The organism is Rhodopseudomonas palustris HaA2 (genome assembly GCF_000013365.1).
GTDB lineage: Bacteria > Pseudomonadota > Alphaproteobacteria > Rhizobiales > Xanthobacteraceae > Rhodopseudomonas > Rhodopseudomonas palustris_J.
The window spans coordinates 34,035-50,182 of the sequence record NC_007778.1 but is presented as its reverse complement, the minus strand read 5'-3'; the positions used below and the strand labels follow the sequence as shown (position 1 = coordinate 50,182).

At 67.6% G+C, this 16,148-nt stretch carries 14 protein-coding genes; 5 read left to right on the top strand and 9 right to left on the bottom strand.

Going from position 1 to position 16,148, the window contains the following annotated elements:
- Position 1 precedes the first annotated feature (1 nt).
- The gene (locus tag RPB_RS00250; protein ID WP_011438950.1) at positions 2-1,432 is read left to right on the top strand and encodes a flavin monoamine oxidase family protein; all 1,431 of its coding nucleotides are present in this window, start codon (positions 2-4) and stop codon (positions 1,430-1,432) included.
- Between the two features lie 182 nt (positions 1,433-1,614).
- Here RPB_RS00250 and pheT read toward each other — a convergent pair whose 3' ends face one another.
- The 5 genes from pheT to rpmI all read right to left on the bottom strand — a co-directional run bounded on the left by pheT (position 1,615) and on the right by rpmI (position 6,827).
- Complete coding sequence (pheT, locus tag RPB_RS00245; protein ID WP_011438949.1) at positions 1,615-4,023, bottom strand: phenylalanine--tRNA ligase subunit beta; 2,409 nt, start codon at positions 4,021-4,023, stop codon at positions 1,615-1,617.
- Positions 4,024-4,164: 141 nt separating this feature from the next.
- Positions 4,165-4,656: an endonuclease domain-containing protein gene (locus RPB_RS00240; RefSeq protein WP_011438948.1), complete on the bottom strand. Its 492-nt coding sequence runs from the start codon at positions 4,654-4,656 to the stop codon at positions 4,165-4,167.
- A 260-nt stretch (positions 4,657-4,916) separates the two neighbouring features.
- A complete protein-coding gene (gene pheS, locus RPB_RS00235) occupies positions 4,917-5,999 on the bottom strand; it encodes a phenylalanine--tRNA ligase subunit alpha (protein WP_041797820.1) in 1,083 nt (360 codons plus the stop codon).
- Positions 6,000-6,179: 180 nt separating this feature from the next.
- Positions 6,180-6,539, bottom strand: a complete 360-nt coding sequence (rplT, locus tag RPB_RS00230; protein WP_011438946.1) for a 50S ribosomal protein L20 — start codon at positions 6,537-6,539, stop codon at positions 6,180-6,182.
- 87 nt (positions 6,540-6,626) lie between these two features.
- The gene (gene rpmI, locus RPB_RS00225) at positions 6,627-6,827 is read right to left on the bottom strand and encodes a 50S ribosomal protein L35 (RefSeq protein ID WP_011438945.1); all 201 of its coding nucleotides are present in this window, start codon (positions 6,825-6,827) and stop codon (positions 6,627-6,629) included.
- A gap of 399 nt (positions 6,828-7,226) precedes the next feature.
- Between rpmI and RPB_RS00220 the strand changes: the two genes are divergently transcribed.
- On the top strand, positions 7,227-7,658 hold the full coding sequence (locus RPB_RS00220) for a hypothetical protein (protein WP_011438944.1): 432 nt from the start codon (positions 7,227-7,229) through the stop codon (positions 7,656-7,658).
- Positions 7,659-7,788: 130 nt separating this feature from the next.
- Here the strand turns inward: RPB_RS00220 and RPB_RS00215 are convergent, their stop codons facing one another.
- Positions 7,789-9,996: a transglycosylase domain-containing protein gene (locus tag RPB_RS00215; RefSeq protein ID WP_011438943.1), complete on the bottom strand. Its 2,208-nt coding sequence runs from the start codon at positions 9,994-9,996 to the stop codon at positions 7,789-7,791.
- A 194-nt stretch (positions 9,997-10,190) separates the two neighbouring features.
- Here RPB_RS00215 and RPB_RS00210 point away from each other — a divergent pair, with 194 nt between their 5' ends.
- Positions 10,191-10,442: a hypothetical protein gene (locus tag RPB_RS00210; protein WP_011438942.1), complete on the top strand. Its 252-nt coding sequence runs from the start codon at positions 10,191-10,193 to the stop codon at positions 10,440-10,442.
- A 43-nt stretch (positions 10,443-10,485) separates the two neighbouring features.
- Here the strand turns inward: RPB_RS00210 and RPB_RS00205 are convergent, their stop codons facing one another.
- The 3 genes from RPB_RS00205 to RPB_RS00195 all read right to left on the bottom strand — a co-directional run bounded on the left by RPB_RS00205 (position 10,486) and on the right by RPB_RS00195 (position 12,724).
- Positions 10,486-10,692, bottom strand: a complete 207-nt coding sequence (locus tag RPB_RS00205; protein ID WP_041798465.1) for a hypothetical protein — start codon at positions 10,690-10,692, stop codon at positions 10,486-10,488.
- 304 nt (positions 10,693-10,996) lie between these two features.
- Positions 10,997-12,217, bottom strand: coding sequence for an ABC transporter substrate-binding protein (locus RPB_RS00200; protein ID WP_011438940.1), 1,221 nt, complete (start codon positions 12,215-12,217; stop codon positions 10,997-10,999).
- 138 nt (positions 12,218-12,355) lie between these two features.
- The gene (locus RPB_RS00195) at positions 12,356-12,724 is read right to left on the bottom strand and encodes a DUF1304 domain-containing protein (protein WP_011438939.1); all 369 of its coding nucleotides are present in this window, start codon (positions 12,722-12,724) and stop codon (positions 12,356-12,358) included.
- A gap of 83 nt (positions 12,725-12,807) precedes the next feature.
- Here RPB_RS00195 and RPB_RS00190 point away from each other — a divergent pair, with 83 nt between their 5' ends.
- Together RPB_RS00190 and RPB_RS00185 are read left to right on the top strand one after the other, a co-directional pair.
- On the top strand, positions 12,808-13,236 hold the full coding sequence (locus RPB_RS00190) for a DUF1330 domain-containing protein (RefSeq protein WP_011438938.1): 429 nt from the start codon (positions 12,808-12,810) through the stop codon (positions 13,234-13,236).
- A 176-nt stretch (positions 13,237-13,412) separates the two neighbouring features.
- Positions 13,413-16,148: a hybrid sensor histidine kinase/response regulator gene (locus RPB_RS00185; protein ID WP_245258284.1), complete on the top strand. Its 2,736-nt coding sequence runs from the start codon at positions 13,413-13,415 to the stop codon at positions 16,146-16,148.

The window sequence follows — 16,148 nt, the reverse complement described above, 5'->3', positions numbered from 1 at the left end:
CATGACAATTTCCCGACGCCGCTTTCTCGGAGCCACCGCCGGCCTGGCCGTCGCGCCGATGTTCGGGGGCCGCGCATCGGCGGCGCTGCCGCGCGAGGTCGATGTCGTCGTGGTCGGCGCCGGCGCTGCCGGCATCGCGGCGGCCCGGCGGATCGCCGCGAGCGGCCGCAAGGTGATCGTGGTCGAGGCTGCGGCGCAAATCGGCGGCCGCTGCCAGACCGACACCACCAGCTTCGACGCACCGTTCGATCGCGGCGCGCGGTTCCTGCACAATCCGGACAGCAATCCGCTGGTGCGGCTGGCGCGCAGCGAAGGCTTCGAGATCGCGCCGGCGGCGCCCGGGCAGAAAGTCCGGATCGGCCGCCGCAACGCGCGGGCGCGCGAGACCGAGGACCTGCTCGCCACCATGGTGCGGGCCAGCCGGGCGCTCGGCGACGCCGCCCGCGGCCGGGCCGACGTGTCCTGCGCCGCGGCGCTGCCGAACGATCTCGGCGACTGGACGGCGACGGTCGAATTCGTGCTCGGCCCAGTCGCCACCGGCAAGGACCTGAAAGACCTCTCGGCGATCGACGGCTTTCGCGCGCAGGATCGCAACGCCATCATCGGCGTGCGGCAGGGATTGGGCGGGCTCCTGGCCCGGCTTGCAGCGGCGCTGCCGGTGACACTGTCGACGCCGGTGACGCGGATCGTCTGGAGTGGCCGCGACATCGGCGTGGAGACCGCATCGGGCAAGATCGCGGCGCGCGCGATCATTCTCACCGCCTCGACCAATGTGCTGAGTTCGGGCGCGATCGCGTTTTCGCCGGAGTTGCCGAAGCGCCAGCTCGATGCCGCCGGCAAGCTCGGGCTCGGCAGCTACGATCGGATCGCGCTGTCTTTCAAGGGCAACCCGCTCGGCCTGTCGCGCGACGAGATGATGATCGAGCGAAGTGACAGCGCCCGCACCGCGGTGCTGAGTGCCAATGTCAACGGCTCGTCGCTGTGCACGGTCGATGTCGCCGGCGCCTTCGGCCGCGATCTGTCGGCGCAGGGCGAAGCGGCGATGCAGGCGTTCGCGGTCGAATGGTTGAGCAAGCTATTCGGCAGCGACATCGCCGCAGCGATCGACCGCAAGGCGGCGACGCGCTGGAACGCGGCGCCTTATGTGCAGGGCGCGATGTCGGCGGCGGCGCCCGGCGGCGCGGCGTCGCGCAAGGTGCTGGCCGAGCCGCTCGGCAATCTGTTCATCGCCGGCGAAGCCACCAGCGATCTGATGTGGGGCACCGTGCTGGGCGCATGGGAGAGCGGCGAGACCGCCGCCGACGCCGCGCTGAAGCGGATCGGCCCGGCAAAGCCCGCCGCCGCCGCGGAGAAGCCGCAGCGCAAGCCGAAGCCGCGTCGCCGCAATCAGGAAGCCACCGGCTCCGCCGATCGCTGGCCGGGCAGCCGTTGATTACAAGCACGACGTCATCCTGAGGTGCCCGTTTGTCCGCGCGCAGCGCGGGCGAACGGGCCTCGAAGGATGGCCGCAGGCACCCGTTGCGCATCCTTCGAGGCGCGCAAGAGCGCGCACCTCAGGAAGACGGCCGTGCGTGAGGCATAAGACGGAGCAGAATTAGTCTCGGTGCGACGAATTCAGCCGCGCAGCACGCCGCCGGTCTTCTTCGTCACCTCGGCGACGATCTTCGCGCCGACTGCGTCGATTTCCTGGTCGGTCATGGTCTTGTCGCGCGGCTGCAGCGTCACCGCGATCGCGATCGACTTCTTGTCGGTATCGATGCCCTTGCCCTCGTACACGTCGAACACGCCGACCGAGGTGATGAGCTTCTTGTCGATGCCCTGCGCGGCACGGACCAGGTCGGCAGCCGCGACCTTGCGGTCGACGATGAAGGCGAAGTCGCGCGACACCGGCTGGAACGCCGACAATTCCAGCGCCGGCTTGGCGCGGGTCGGGCGCTGCTTGGCGTCGGGGATCTTGTCGAGGAGCACCTCGAACGCCACCAGCGGTCCGTCGGCGTGCAACTGCTCGAGCACGCGCGGATGCAGCTCGCCGAAATAGCCCAGCACATTCTGCGGCCCGATCTGGATCGCGCCGGAGCGGCCGGGATGCAGCCAGGCGGGCAATTTATTCGTCGCGATCTGCAGCCCCGCCATCGGCGCGCCGGCCGCCGCCAGCACAGCGAAGGCATCGGCCTTGGCGTCGAGCGCGCTCGCTTGCGCCGAGCCCGACCAGTGCCGGCCGAGACCCTGCGCGGAGGCGACGCCGCGGCGCACGCCGCTCGCCGCGATGAATTGATCCTGCGGCCGGTCGCCCTTGAAGATCTGCCCGACCTCGAACAGCGCCAGATCCGGGATGCCGCGATCGGCGTTGGCCTGCGCGGCGGCGATCAGCCCAGGCAGCAGGCTCGGCCGCATGTCGGAGAGATCCGCGGCGATCGGATTGGCCAGCGCCAATTCGGGCTGGCCGCCGCCGAAGGCTTCGGCGCTTGGTTTGGAAATGAACGACCAAGTCACCGCCTCGGTCAGGCCGCGCGCGGCCAGCGCGCGCTTGGCGCGACGGGTGCGGGTCTGGATCTGGGTCAGCACCGGCTTGCGCGGTGCGTCGCCGCGCTCGAACGGCGTCATCGGCACCTTGTCGACGCCGACGATGCGGACGATTTCCTCGACGATGTCGGCCTTGCCGTGGACGTCGCTGCGCCACGACGGCACCGCGACCTTCACCACCGCGCCCGAGCCCGCCACCATGAAGCCGAGATGCGTGAGAATCCGGCGCACTTCCACGAACGGCACTTCGATGCCGGCGAGCCGCTTCACTTCGCTGAGCGGGAAATCGATGATGCGGTCGTCGCCGAACGCCTTGCCGACCACGACGGCCTCCGACGGCGTGCCGCCGCAGAATTGCATCACCAGATGCGTCGCGAGGTCGAGCCCCGGCACCATGAAGGCCGGATCGACGCCGCGTTCGAAGCGATAGCGAGCGTCGGTGTTGATGCCGAGCCGGCGGCCGGACTGCGCGATATTGATCTCGTTCCACAGCGCGGATTCGATCAGCACGTCGGTGGTGTCGTCGGAGCAGCCGGAGGCTTCGCCGCCCATGATGCCGGCGAGCGATTCGACGCCGTGGGCGTCGGCGATGACGCAGACGTTGGGGTCGAGCGTGTAGCTGCGGCCGTCGAGCGCCAGCAGCGTCTCGCCGTCCTTGGCGCGGCGCACGACGAGATCGCCCGAGACCTTGGCGGCGTCGAACACGTGCAGCGGGCGCGAGCGGTCGAAGGTCAGGAAGTTGGTGATGTCGACCAGCGCGTTGATCGGGCGCAGCCCGATCGCGGTGAGCCGCTGCTGCAGCCAGTCCGGCGACGGGCCGTTCTTGACGCCGCGCACCAGCCGCAGCGCGAAGCCGGGGCAGAGCTTGTCGTCTTCGACGCTGACCTTCACCGGGCAGGGGAAGTCGCCCTTGATCGGCTTGATCGACGGGTTCTTGAACTTGCCCATGCCGGCGGCGGCGAGATCGCGGGCGATGCCGGAAATGCCGGCGCAGTCCTGCCGGTTCGGCGTCAGATTGATGTCGAGCACCGGATCGCCGAGCCCGGCCCATTCTGCAAAGCCCTGGCCGATCGGCGCATCCGCCGGCAGCTCGATGATGCCGTCGTGGTCCTCGGAGAGCTCAAGCTCGGCGGCCGAGCACAGCATGCCGCGGCTCTCGACGCCGCGGATGTTGCCGATGCCCAGCGTGATGGCCTTGGCCGGAATGAAGGTGCCGGGCGGCGCGAACACGGTGACGAGGCCGGCGCGCGCATTCGGGGCGCCGCACACCACCTGCACGGGCGCGCCCGCGCCGGTGTCGACGCTGCAGACCTGCAGCTTGTCGGCGTTGGGATGCTTCTCGGCGGTCAGCACCAAGGCGATGGTGAACGGCGCCAGCGCCTTGGCCTTGTCTTCGATGCCCTCGACCTCGAGCCCGATCATGGTGAGCTTGTCGGCGAGCGCGTCGAGCTGCTCGTCGGTGTCGAGATGGTCTTTCAGCCAGGAGAGGGTGAGTTTCATCGGGTGTGACTTCCGTCTGGCGCTGTGCGTGTGTCGTGCTGAAATGAAGGACTGCGACCCGCATCGCCCTCACCCCAACCCTCTCCCGCAAGCGGGAGAGGGGGCGCGTCGTGCCGGATGGAGGGGGCGCGTGTCATGCTGTTAGTCCGCATCGTCCGTTGAATGACGCTGCTTTGAAGTTGTTTGGTCAGGTCGCTGCTTGGCCTCGCGCGCGGCGCGCTCCCTCTCCCGCTTGCGGGAGAGGGTTGGGGTGAGGGCCCTTGCCGCTAGCTCGGTCGCGATGCTCTGCAACACCCCGTCACGATTACTCATCACGTCGGCATTGCTAAAGCGAATCACCCGAAAGCCGCGCGCCTCGATCGCCGCCGTGCGGGCCGCGTCAGCGCGCTCGGCAGCGTCCGCAAAATGCTGACCGCCGTCGATCTCGACCACCAGCTTCACCGAATGGCAGGCAAAGTCGGCGATGAACGGCCCGATCGGCACCTGGCGCTTGAACGAAAACCCACCGAGGCGCTTGTCGCGCAGCTCGCCCCACATCAGCCGCTCGGCGTCGGTCGACTTCTTCCGCAACTCGCGCGCATGGCGGCGCAGGCTGGGCGACACTTTCCAGGTCGGCTGCTTCGAATCGTCCATCGCAAGCTCCGTCCCCGTGTCGCCCTCACCCCGACCCTCTCCCGCAAGCGGGAGAGGGAGCGCGTCGTGCGGTGTTGCAGGGCTTTGAATCATCTCAACTACAAATCTTTCTCAACTGACAGCGCCTGCGTTCAGGCGATCAATCCCGACAGCCGCGGCCTGCCCCCTCTCCCGCTTGCGGGAGAGGGCTGGGGTGAGGGCGACGCTTGTCGCAGCCTCCACGTCCAGCACAACACAGACAGCGCCTGCGAGTACCAAGCTCACGAACTCAATCCGCCCGCCAGCGTCGGGATATCCAGCGGCTTGAAGCCGTAATGATTCAGCCAGCGCGAATCGGCTTCGAACAATTGCCGCAGATCGCTCATGCCGTATTTCAGCATCGCGATGCGGTCGATGCCCATGCCCCAGGCGAAGCCCTGATAGACGTCGGGATCGAGGCCGCAGGCGGTGAGCACGTTGGGGTGCACCATGCCGCAGCCGAGAATCTCCAGCCAGTCCTCGCCCTCGCCGAAGCGGATCTCGTCCTTGCCGCGGCGGCACTGGATGTCGACTTCCAGCGACGGCTCGGTGAACGGGAAGAACGACGGCCGGAACCGCATATTGACGTTGTCGACCTCGAAGAACGCCTTGCAGAATTCGTGCAGGATCCACTTCAGATGACCGAGGTGGCTGCCCTTGTCGATGACGAGACCCTCGACCTGATGGAACATCGGCGTGTGGGTCTGGTCAGAGTCGCTGCGATAGGTGCGGCCCGGACAGATCACGCGGATCGGCGGCTTCTGGCTCAGCATGGTGCGGACCTGCACCGGCGAGGTGTGGGTGCGCAGCAGCAGGCGCGAGCCGTCGTCCTTCGGGTTGAAGTAGAAGGTGTCGTGCATCTCGCGGGCCGGATGGCCCTCGGGGAAGTTCAGCTTGGTGAAGTTGTAGTCGTCGGTCTCGATGTCCGGACCTTCGGCGATGGCGAAACCCATGTCGGCGAAGATCGCGGTGAGTTCGTCCCAGACCTGGCTGAGCGGATGAATCCGGCCGGCTTCGGCGAGCGGTTCACGCAGCGGCAGGGTGACGTCGATGGTCTCGGCGGCGAGCTTGGCGTCGAGCGCGGCGGCCTTCAGCACGTCGCGCCGCGCGGCCAGCGCCTGCGTCACCGCATCCTTGGCGAGATTGATCGCCGCGCCCTCGGTCTTGCGCTGCTCGGGGTCCATCTTGCCGAGCGTGGCGAGCAGCGCCGAGACGGAGCCCTTCTTGCCGAGCGCGGCGACGCGCACCGCTTCCAGCGCGGCCTCGTCGGAGGCCGCGGCGATGTCGGAGAGGATTTGAGATTGCAGAGTCGAAAGGTCGGTCATGGCGATCCTTCTCGGATGCAGAACCGGCCTCTCGTCCGTCATGCCCGGGCTTGTCCCGGGCATCCACGCCTTGCGGCGTGGCCAACAGAAAAGACGTGGATGGCCGGGACGAGCCCGGCCATGACGAATTCACTGCGTGCACAGACAGGCGCGACCGGGGACGCCTGTTGTGAGACGACCTCAGGCCGCGAGCGCGGCCTTGGCCTTCTCGGCGATCGCCTGGAACGCTGCCGGTTCGGTGATGGCGAGGTCCGACAGCACCTTGCGGTCGACGACGATGCCGGACTTCGACAGGCCGTTGATGAACACGCTGTAGGTCATGCCGAACGGGCGCACCGCGGCGTTGATGCGCTGGATCCACAGCGCGCGGAACGTCCGCTTCTTGCGCTTGCGGTCGCGGAAGGCGTATTGGCCGGCCTTGTCGACCGCGGCCTTGGCGGCGCGGATGGTGTTCTTGCGGCGGCCGCGGAAACCCTTGGCGGCCTTGTAGACTTTCTTATGCTTGGCGTGAGCCGTCACACCGCGTTTGACGCGAGCCATGACTGATCTCCTTCATCTGAAATTGGTTTGCTTGGCCGCGCGGACGCGGCCCGATGAGGCTGCCGCGCAGAGGCGCGGCGTGAACGGTCAGGCGTTCGGCAAGAAATACTTCTTGATGTTGTCGCCGTCGGTCTTGAAGATCACGCGGGTGCCGCGAAGCTGACGGATCTGCTTCTTGGTGCGCTTGATCATGCCGTGGCGCTTGCCGCGCTGGGCGGACATCACCTTGCCGGTGGCGGTGACTTTGAAGCGCTTTTTGGCGCCCGATTTGGTCTTCAGCTTGGGCATTTGGCTCTCCTATGCCACGCGCAAAACGCGCCGGTGAGGCGCTGCGCAGGCTCAAAATGCTCGTTAGAGCGTTGAAGTTGCTCGATTTATTCTCTCGCGAGAAAAACCGGCAGGCTCATCGCCACGGCAGCCCTTGATCAGCCGGGCGACGAAGGTTGCGCTTATGGCAGAGCGCGGCCGGATTGGCAACGCATAACGCCGGCGATCGCGTGCCGGCGCGCTCGGCTCGGCGGCGGAAATTGCGGCGCGCAGCCGAACCTTTCGGCGCATCGCCACGTCGCATCATCCGTAGACAGTTTGCGTCGACACCTCTTATCGGCAGGCGCAGGATCGCAGCATCCGCGCCGCGGCCGGCAAGGTCGGTACCGGCCGGTCGTAGGTTCAGCTTCGGAGATGATCATGACGTCCTCAGCCTGCTCTCATTCCGGACCGCCCAACCGCGGCATTGCTCGGACCGGCCTGTTGGCCGCCGCAGCCGTCCTGGCTCTGGCACTCGTGGCCGTGTCCGGCGACGCCGAGGCGGCGAAGCGGCGCGCTTCCGTCGGGCATTTCGACGGCACCTGGAACGTGGTGTTCGCCACCCGGGCCGGCAATTGCAGCCCGACCTACAGCGCGCCGTTCGCCGTGCAGGGCCGCCGCGTCGCCTCGGCCGGCGGCGGCAAGGTCACGGGCGGCATCACCGGGGGCGGCAATGTCGCGGTCCGGCTGTCGGTCGGCGCTTCGGTCGCCAATGGCCGCGGCCGTCTGTCGGGCAATTCGGGCACCGGGATCTGGAGCGGCCTGATCCAGGGCGACCGCTGCCGCGGCGTCTGGCAGGCGACGCGGGGCTGAGGCCCGAACGCGGTCGCCGCGAGCATCAACCCTCCCCCTCCAGGGGAGGGTAAAGAGAGCGCCGCCGCAATCCTCGACATCAGGGTGAGGGTGGGGGCGATGCGAGCACGGCCCTCATTGCGGGCGAACGCTATCGCCCGAACAGCCGGTCCATCAGCCAGCCGTCGAGGCCGCTGTCGGCTTCGGGGCGGACATTGGCGCGGGCGGGCTGCGGGCGAGCGGCGCCGGAAGCCGCAGGGATGTTGACGATCTGGGTTTCGCCGCGCGGGCCGGCCTGCGCGATGGTGCCGCCGGCGGAGGGGCTGCCTGCGACCAGCGGGCCGCCGCTCCAGCCGCCGCCGGGTAGCGGCTGCGGCGCGGTGCCTTTCAGCGCCTCGCGCATGAAGCGGGTCCAGACGTCGACCGGCAGGCCGCCGCCGGTCGCCTTCCGGGTCGGCGAATTGTCGTCATTGCCGAGCCAGACGCCGGTGACCAGCGTCCCGGTGTAGCCGATGAACCAGGCGTCGCGGAAATCCTGGCTGGTGCCGGTCTTGCCGGCGGCGGTCCAGCCCGGAACGTCGGCCTTCTTCGCGGTGCCGGACTGCAGCGTCTCCCGCATCATGGTGTTCATCATCGCCACCGCACGGGCATCGACGACGCGGTTCGGCGGATCGTTCGGCCGGGCATACAGCAGCTTGTTGCCGCTCGCGGTGCGGATCCGGTCGACGACATGCGGCGACGCCGCCAGCCCGCCATTGGCGAAAGGCGCATAGGCGCCGACCAGCTCCAGCACCGACACTTCCGAGGTGCCGAGCGCGATCGAGGCGTTGGCCTCGAGCTTGGAGGCGATGCCGAGCCGGTGCGCGGTGCGCACCACGTTCTTCGGCCCGACCTCGAGCCCGAGCCGCACCGCCACGGTGTTGAGCGACATCGACAGCGCCTGGGTCAGCGTCACCGAGCCGAAGTACTCATGGGTGTAATTCTCCGGCCGCCAGCCCTTGACGTCGAGCGGCGCGTCCTGCCGGATCGTCTCCGGCGTCAGCCCGGCCTCGATCGCCGTGAGATACACGAACGGCTTGAATGCCGAGCCCGGCTGCCGCTTGGCGGTGACGGCGCGGTTGAACTGGCTCTCGGCGTAGTTGCGGCCGCCGATCATCGCCCGCACCGCGCCGTCCGGCGTCATCGCCACCAGCGCGCCTTGCGAGACCTTGAACTTGACGCTCTTGGCGGCGAGTTCGTCGATGATCGCGGCTTCGGCTTCCGCCTGCAGCTTCGGATCGATCGAGGTCTCCACCACGATCGACTGATCGATCTGTCCGACCAGGTCGTCGAGCACCTCGCCGATCCAGTCGGCGACGTAGTTGATGGTGCCGGCGCCGGTCGGCTTGACGGTGTAGACCGGGTTGGCGATCGCGGTGCGGGCCTGCTTGTCGGTGATGAAATCGGCGTCGGCCATTGCGGCGAGCACCAGCTGGGCGCGCTTCTCGGCGCCCTCCGGATTGCGGTTCGGCGCCAGCCGCGACGGCGATTTGACCAGGCCGGCGAGCATCGCCGCCTCGACCAGGGTGACGTCCTTGGCCGACTTGCCGAAATATTTCTGCGACGCCGCCTCGATGCCGTAGGCGCCGGAGCCGAAATACACCCGGTTGAGATACAGTTCGAGAATCTCCGCCTTGGAATGCTTGCGCTCCAGCCACAGCGCCAGTTCGACCTCCTGCAGCTTGCGCATCAGGGTGCGGTCCTGGGTCAGGAACAGGTTCTTGGCGAGCTGCTGGGTGAGCGTCGAGCCGCCCTGCGACACGCCGCGATGCAGCACATTGGCGATCGCGGCGCGGCCGATGCCGATCGGATCGACGCCGAAATGCTGATAGAAGCGCCGGTCCTCGATGGCGATGAAAGCCTTCGGCAGATAAGGCGGCAATTCCTTCAGCGCCACATTGGTGCCGGCCATCTCGCCGCGCACCGCGAGCTGACTGCCATCGGCGGCGACGATGGTAATGGTCGGCGGTCGCTTCGGAATTTCCAGCGACTGGATCGGCGGCAGATGCGCGCCGACCCAGACCATCAGCCCGACCACCGCCAGCACCGCCCAGATGCCGGCGACGGCGGTCCAGTACACGGTGCGGGTGACGAGGCGGCGCAGTCCGCCTTTGCTGCGGGATTTTCCGCGCGGCTTGCGCGACCCGCCGCCGCCCGAGGATCTGGCGGGTTGCGCTTTGGCAGCTCTGGGCTTTTTCGGCCGGTCGTCGTCGGCCACGCTGATCCGGTCCTGCGGGTTGAGGCGCAGGCCGGACAGCGAGTCGGCCAAGCCGAATTTCGGCTCCCGCCGTTCGCCGGCTTTCTTCTTGCCCACCGCCATTCGCAACGCCCACGCCGACCGATGCGGGACCGTAACGGAGTGGGTTTAAGGCCCGGTAAAGCGATGGTTAAGGTCGGGTTCCAAGGTTCCGGCGAAGTCGTCGACAGTTCGACGGGCCCGCTTGAGGCATCTCAAGCGTCGTTTCCTGCGGCCTGCGATAGATCGCCGCCAGCGAGCCACGACGAGAGCGACTGATGAGCCGGGTACTGAAGACCGCCGAGGAGATCGAAATCCTGCTGCTGCAAGACGTCCGCCAGCAGCGCCATTGCGACAAGGTCGAGGCGATCCGGATCTGCCCGTGTCCGCCCGACGACGACAGCAACGGCGCCAATTGGAAAGTGGCCTCGGTCGACCCCGGCCAGGCCAGCCGCGAATTCGCCGGCGCCGCGGTGATGATCGCGATGGACCGGCTGCAGCGCGAGGTCAGCGTCGGTTCCGAGGGCTGAGCTTGCCGGGGGACGAGCCTGCGACAGCGACGGCCGGCGCGCCTCAGTGATAATCGCGCCGGGGCGGGGCGATTCCCATCTCGCCCATCAGCCAGCTCTTCATCTTGGCGCGGCTGGCGAAGCGCTTGGCTTCCTGCAGCAGCTCCTCGCGCTCGTCGCCCTCCGGCGTCAGCGCCGCCTCGATGTATTTGGCGACCGCGAGTTCCTCGAGCTGTTCGACGGTAAAGTAGCGACTGGGTTCTGCTCTCATCGTGATTTCGCCGCGCGCCGCGGCGCTCCCGAAGTCGTCCACATCCAGCATGTCTGCTGAGAACTCATTCGACGACGATTCGAGCGCAGCTGTCTGTCACGTTTTGCTCTGCGCGTGGAGAGCTCCACTTGAACCAACGATCAAGATCAATGATTGGGTTACCGATTAGTTGTGCGTAGTTCTACGCGCTCTTGCGAGGATCCGACCGGGTCGCGGCCGGAACTCCGCGTGGCGGTCCCGGGCTGCGGCGCGCATCGGCTGCGACGCCGCGCCCGGGATTTCTTCGTGCGGAATTCGCGCCGGCTCACATCGCGGCGTCGTCCTCAATGATCGGGCCGAACAGCTCCCAGCGCTCGCCGTTGAACTTCATCATCCGCAACTGCTTGTTGACGCGGAAGTCGGTCGGCGAGGTATTGATCGACATGCCCGGCAGCGACAGGTCGAGCGTGACGTTCTTCAGATTGGCGGCCTGCTTCATGATGTTGTCGCGGGTGAGATTGTCGCCGCACTGCTTCAGGATGGTGATCAGCAGCTCCGCGGTGGAATAGCCGTAGCTGTTGACGGTGTTCATCTTGTCGCCCTCGGGATAGTACTTGTCCATGAAGGCGAAGTACTTCTTCACGCCCGGGTCGTCGGCCCATTGCGGGTCGGCGGGGTCCTTGCCGTAATTGACGCTGATGATGCCCTTGGAGATGTCGAGGCCGGCGGGCTTCAGCGTCGCCGACACCGGGCTGGCGTTGATGTCGAGGATGTGCACCGGATTCCAGCCGAGATCGGCGACTTTCTTGATCGCCTGCGCGGCGAAGCGCGGCGTCGATGCGTCGTACAGCAGCGTGGCGCCGGCGGATTTCAGCTTGACGATCTGCGAGTCGACGGTCGGGTCGGTGAGTTCATAGGACGTCTCCGCCACGATCATCTTGTCGGCCTTGTCGCCGAGGCCGGCCCGCAGGCCGGTGACGTAGTCGCGGCCGAGATCGTCGTTCTGGAACAGCACGCCGATCTTGGCGTCGGGGTGGTTCTTCAGGATGTAGCGCGCGTAGATCCGACCCTCGGTCTGGTAGTTCGGGTTGTAGCCCATCGTCCAGGGGAAATTCTTCGGATCGGTGAACCGTGTCGCGCCGGTCGCCGCGAGCAGTTGCGGCACCTTCTTCTGGTTGAGATATTTCTGCACCGCGGCGTTGGACGGGGTGCCGATGATCTGGAAGGTCAGCAGCACCTCGTCGCTTTCGACCAGCTTGCGCACCTGCTCGACCGCTTTCGGCGGCGAATAGGCGTCGTCGTACTGGATCAGGTTGATCTTGCGGCCGTTGATGCCGCCGGCATCGTTGATCATCCGCATATAGGCCGCCTGGGTCTTGCCGATGCCCGCATAGGCCGAGGCGGGACCGGAGAACGGCACGGTCTGGCCGATCTTGATCTCGGTATCGGTGGCGCCGGTGTCGTATTTCTTCTGTGCCGCAGCCGGGGCGGCAGTGAGCACAATCGCAGCAACAGCCGCCGTGGCGGCCTGAATCAGGCTCTTCATCGGTCGTCGACTCCCTGTGGCTCGTGACCGGCGGTCTTCTGCGAGCCGCCGTTGGCAGGGAGTGTGGATCAGCACCGCTGCGCTGGCAATGGCGCCGTCGTCGCGGATCGGAGGGCGCAGATCGCGCGTGCGGTGCAACTAAGCCCGCGCCAGCCAGACCAGTATCAGCGCCAGCGCTGCCGGGGCGGCCTGCACATAAAGGATGCGTTTGCTGACGCTCCAGCCGCCATATAGTCCGGCGACGATCACGCAGCCGAGGAAGAACGTCGCGAGCTGCAGCGCGACGACGGGATCGGGATGCAGCAGGCTCCAGATCAGGCCGGCGGCGAGAAAGCCGTTGTAGAGGCCCTGATTGGCGGCCAGGACGGCGGAGCTGGCCGCCTTCTCGGGCGTGTTGCGGAAGGTCTTCAGCCCGAGCGGCCGGGTCCAGAGAAACATCTCGAGGATCAGGAAATAGACGTGCAGCGCCGCGACCAGCGCGATCAGGGTGTTGGCGACGGCATTCACGCGAAATCTCCGAATGCAGACAACAGGGGCAGCCGCGTGATAGTAGCACGGCCAACACGGGGCAACGCAACGGGGAGGGGTGAATGAGCGGGCATATCGATCCGACCAAGGAGGTGTTCGCGCAGTTTCGCGACAACGACCGGGAGGGGCCGATCCACATGCTCAATCTGGTGCGGCTGAAGCCGCGTGCCGCCTACCCGGACGGCCGCGCGGCGAGTGGAGCGGAAGCCTATGCGGCCTATGGCCGTGAGTCGCAGCCGGTGTTTTCGCGGCTCGGCGGCAAGGTGGTCTGGCAGGGTGCGTTCGAGCTGATGCTGATCGGTCCGCAGCAGGAGCACTGGGACCACGTCTTCATCGCCGAGTATCCGAGCGTGGCGGCGTTCGTCGAGATGATCCGAGATCCGGCGTATCGCGAGGCGGTGAAGCACCGCCAGGCTGCGGTCGAAGATTCCCGGCTGATCCGCCTGAAGCCGTTGCCGGCGGGCGGCGGCTTCGGCCAGATTCCGGACTAGCTCCGAGGCGCCATCGCGGCGCATTGCGCCGCCGCGGGGCTCAACACTAGACCATCGGCGATTCCGGCTCGATTCGGTGGCGCGCGTTGCGTCCATCGTATAGCGTGCCGGCGCCGATTGCGATCAATCGGCGGGGGAAGCGGCGCATGCGGCTGTCGGTGCGTCTGACGTTGGCGATGACGGCACTTGTGCTCTGTGCGGTGGCGGCGGTCGGCGTTCTGGCCTACTACAATATCGGTCGCGCCGTGGTGCCGGCCGAACTCACGCGTCTCGCCGGTCAGGCTAAGGCGCGGCTGGGCGCGTTCGATTCGATCCTCCGGGTGCTGCACAACGAGATTCTCGCCGCGCGGACGCTGCCGGGGCATCAGGGTATCGTTCGGGCCGTCCTCAATGGCGGCGTCGATCCGCAGGATCACTTCACTTCGGCGAAGTGGCTCAGCCATCTCGGCGACGTCTATGCCGGCCAGATGAGCGTCAAGCCGAGTATCGTCCGGTTCAGCCTGATCGGCGTCGCCGATGGCGGACGCGAATTGCTCAGCGTCGACCGCGCCGGACCGGACGGCGACATTCGCGTCGTGCCGGCCGACGAACTCGAGCGCGTCGGCGATGATGAACTGTTCGAGCGGACGCTGGCGCTGCCGCCCGAGCAGGATGTCTACGCTTCGCCGATCCGCGCCGGCCCGGGCCGCCACGGTGACACCGCGCCGGTGCCGATGATCTCGATTTCGGCGTTGCTGCGGGCGCCGTCGGGCGCGCCGTTCGGCGTGCTCGTGCTCGACTTCGACTTGCGGCCGACCTTCGAGCGGATCCGCGCCGCGCTCGACGACACCACCAAGGTGTATTTCGTCGGTGCCGATGGGCGCTATCTGCTGGATCTGCTCGACGGCCGGGTGACGCCGTCGGGCCAGACCGGCCGCTGGCAGGACGATTACCCCGATCTGGCGAAGGCGCTGGCCGACAAGCAAGGCACCGCCACGGTGCTCACCGCGCCCGACGGCAAGCGGGTCGGAGCGGCGATCGTGACCGCGCCGCTGGTCGGCGGCCTGCGCGTCGGCGTGATCGAGACCCAGGATTTCAGGAAGATCATCGCGCCGGCAACGGCGCTGGAGAACACCAGCATCACGGTCGCATTGGTTGCCGCTCTGGTGGCCGTGCTGCTGTCGGCGCTGCTGTCGCGGTCGCTCGCCAGGCCCGTGGCGCAGATCACCGCCGCGGTCGCCGGTTTCACCCGGAGCGGACGGCTCGCCTTGCCGACCGGGCTGAGCGGCGAACCCAAGATCCTGGCCGCCGCTTTCGCCCAGATGGTCGAGGAGATCGACAAGGCGACCGCGGCGCTGCGCGCCAAGTCGGAAGTGCTCGACAAGACCATCGCCAGCATGGCCGACGCCGTGCTGGTGATCGACGCCGAGGGGCGCCGGGTGTTCGCCAATCCGCCCGCCAACGCGATCTTCGGTGATTTCCGGGACATCGGATCGGAGACGTGGAGACGCGAGTATCAGCGCTTCCGGGCCGACGGCGTGACACCGATGGCGGAGACGGAATGCCCCGCGCGCCGCGCCTCCCAGGGCGAGGGGTTCGACAATGTCGAGATCGGCATCAGGCGCGACGGCGGGCCGCTGCTGCAACTTGCCGCCAGCGCGCGCACGATGCAGAAGGCCGATGGGAGTTTCGACGGCGCCGTGATCGTCTATCGCAACGTCACCGCGCTGAAGGAGACCGAGCGGCAACTGCGCCAGGCACAGAAGATGCAGGCGATCGGCCAGCTCACCGGCGGCGTCGCGCACGATCTCAACAACATCCTCACGGTGCTGACCGGCGGGATCGAGATCCTCGCCGAAGGCGTCAGCGACCGCCCGGCGCTCAGGGACGTGGCGCTGATGGTCGATCAGGCGGTGACCCGCGCCAGCGACCTGACCAACGGGCTGCTGTCGTTCGCGCGCAAGCAGCCGCTGCAGCCGCGCAGCATCGACGTCAACGCACTGATGCAGGAAACCGCGCGGCTGCTGCGCTCGACGCTCGGCGGCGACATCGAGGTCGAATTCGAGCCCGCGCCCGGCCTGCGCCCGGCGCTGGCCGACTCGTCGCAGCTCTCCAGCGCCCTGATCAATCTGGCGATCAACGCTCGCGACGCGATGCCGCGCGGCGGCACATTGCGGCTCGCGGCCGGCAACGCCGATCTCGACCAGCGCTACGCCGATCAGCACGACGAAGTCGTCGCCGGGCGCTACGTCGTGCTGGCGGTGACCGACACCGGCATCGGCATTCCGGCCGCGATCCGCGACCGGGTGTTCGAGCCGTTCTTCACGACGAAGGCGGTCGGCGAAGGCACCGGGCTCGGGCTCAGCATGGTGTACGGCTTCGTCAAGCAGTCCAATGGCCACATCGAGATCAGCAGCAACGAGGGCGCAGGCACCACGGTCCGGCTGTATCTGCCCTGCGCCGCGGCGCAGGACGATGCCGCCGATGCCGACGCTCCGCGGCAGGCGCAAGGCGGGCGCGAGACCATTCTGGTGGTCGAGGACGATGTGCTGGTGCGCAGCTATGTGATGACCGATCTGGCCGGGCTCGGCTACACCGCCCATGGCGCCGCCACCGCCGCGGAGGCGATGGTGCTGGTGTACGACGAACTCGAATTCGATCTGCTGTTCACCGACGTGATGCTGTCGGGCGGCATCGACGGCCGGCAGCTCGCCGATGCGCTGCGCAAACACCGTCCCGGCCTCAAGGTGCTGTTCACCTCCGGCTACAGCGGCGGCGCCTCGCGGCCGCAGGCCGACCGCACGGACGGATCCCTGATGCTGGCGAAGCCCTACCGCCGCGCCGAACTGGCGCGGATGCTGCGGCTCGCGCTCGACGGCGAGGCCGCATCCGCGCCGGCGAACGACGGCGACGTCCGCTTGCGCGGCACGTAG

What these genes read in the sequence shown, in the direction of transcription:
- RPB_RS00185 (WP_245258284.1), top strand. Translation starts at nt 13,413, where the DNA reads ATGACGGCACTTGTGCTCTGTGCGGTGGCGGCGGTCGGCGTTCTGGCC.
- rpmI (WP_011438945.1), bottom strand. Translation starts at nt 6,827, where the DNA reads ATGCCCAAGCTGAAGACCAAATCGGGCGCCAAAAAGCGCTTCAAAGTC.
- pheT (WP_011438949.1), bottom strand. Translation starts at nt 4,023, where the DNA reads ATGAAACTCACCCTCTCCTGGCTGAAAGACCATCTCGACACCGACGAG.
- RPB_RS00215 (WP_011438943.1), bottom strand. Translation starts at nt 9,996, where the DNA reads ATGGCGGTGGGCAAGAAGAAAGCCGGCGAACGGCGGGAGCCGAAATTC.
- RPB_RS00200 (WP_011438940.1), bottom strand. Translation starts at nt 12,217, where the DNA reads ATGAAGAGCCTGATTCAGGCCGCCACGGCGGCTGTTGCTGCGATTGTG.
- pheS (WP_041797820.1), bottom strand. Translation starts at nt 5,999, where the DNA reads ATGACCGACCTTTCGACTCTGCAATCTCAAATCCTCTCCGACATCGCC.
- RPB_RS00210 (WP_011438942.1), top strand. Translation starts at nt 10,191, where the DNA reads ATGAGCCGGGTACTGAAGACCGCCGAGGAGATCGAAATCCTGCTGCTG.
- RPB_RS00250 (WP_011438950.1), top strand. Translation starts at nt 2, where the DNA reads ATGACAATTTCCCGACGCCGCTTTCTCGGAGCCACCGCCGGCCTGGCC.
- rplT (WP_011438946.1), bottom strand. Translation starts at nt 6,539, where the DNA reads ATGGCTCGCGTCAAACGCGGTGTGACGGCTCACGCCAAGCATAAGAAA.
- RPB_RS00190 (WP_011438938.1), top strand. Translation starts at nt 12,808, where the DNA reads ATGAGCGGGCATATCGATCCGACCAAGGAGGTGTTCGCGCAGTTTCGC.
- RPB_RS00240 (WP_011438948.1), bottom strand. Translation starts at nt 4,656, where the DNA reads ATGGACGATTCGAAGCAGCCGACCTGGAAAGTGTCGCCCAGCCTGCGC.
- RPB_RS00220 (WP_011438944.1), top strand. Translation starts at nt 7,227, where the DNA reads ATGACGTCCTCAGCCTGCTCTCATTCCGGACCGCCCAACCGCGGCATT.
- RPB_RS00205 (WP_041798465.1), bottom strand. Translation starts at nt 10,692, where the DNA reads ATGAGAGCAGAACCCAGTCGCTACTTTACCGTCGAACAGCTCGAGGAA.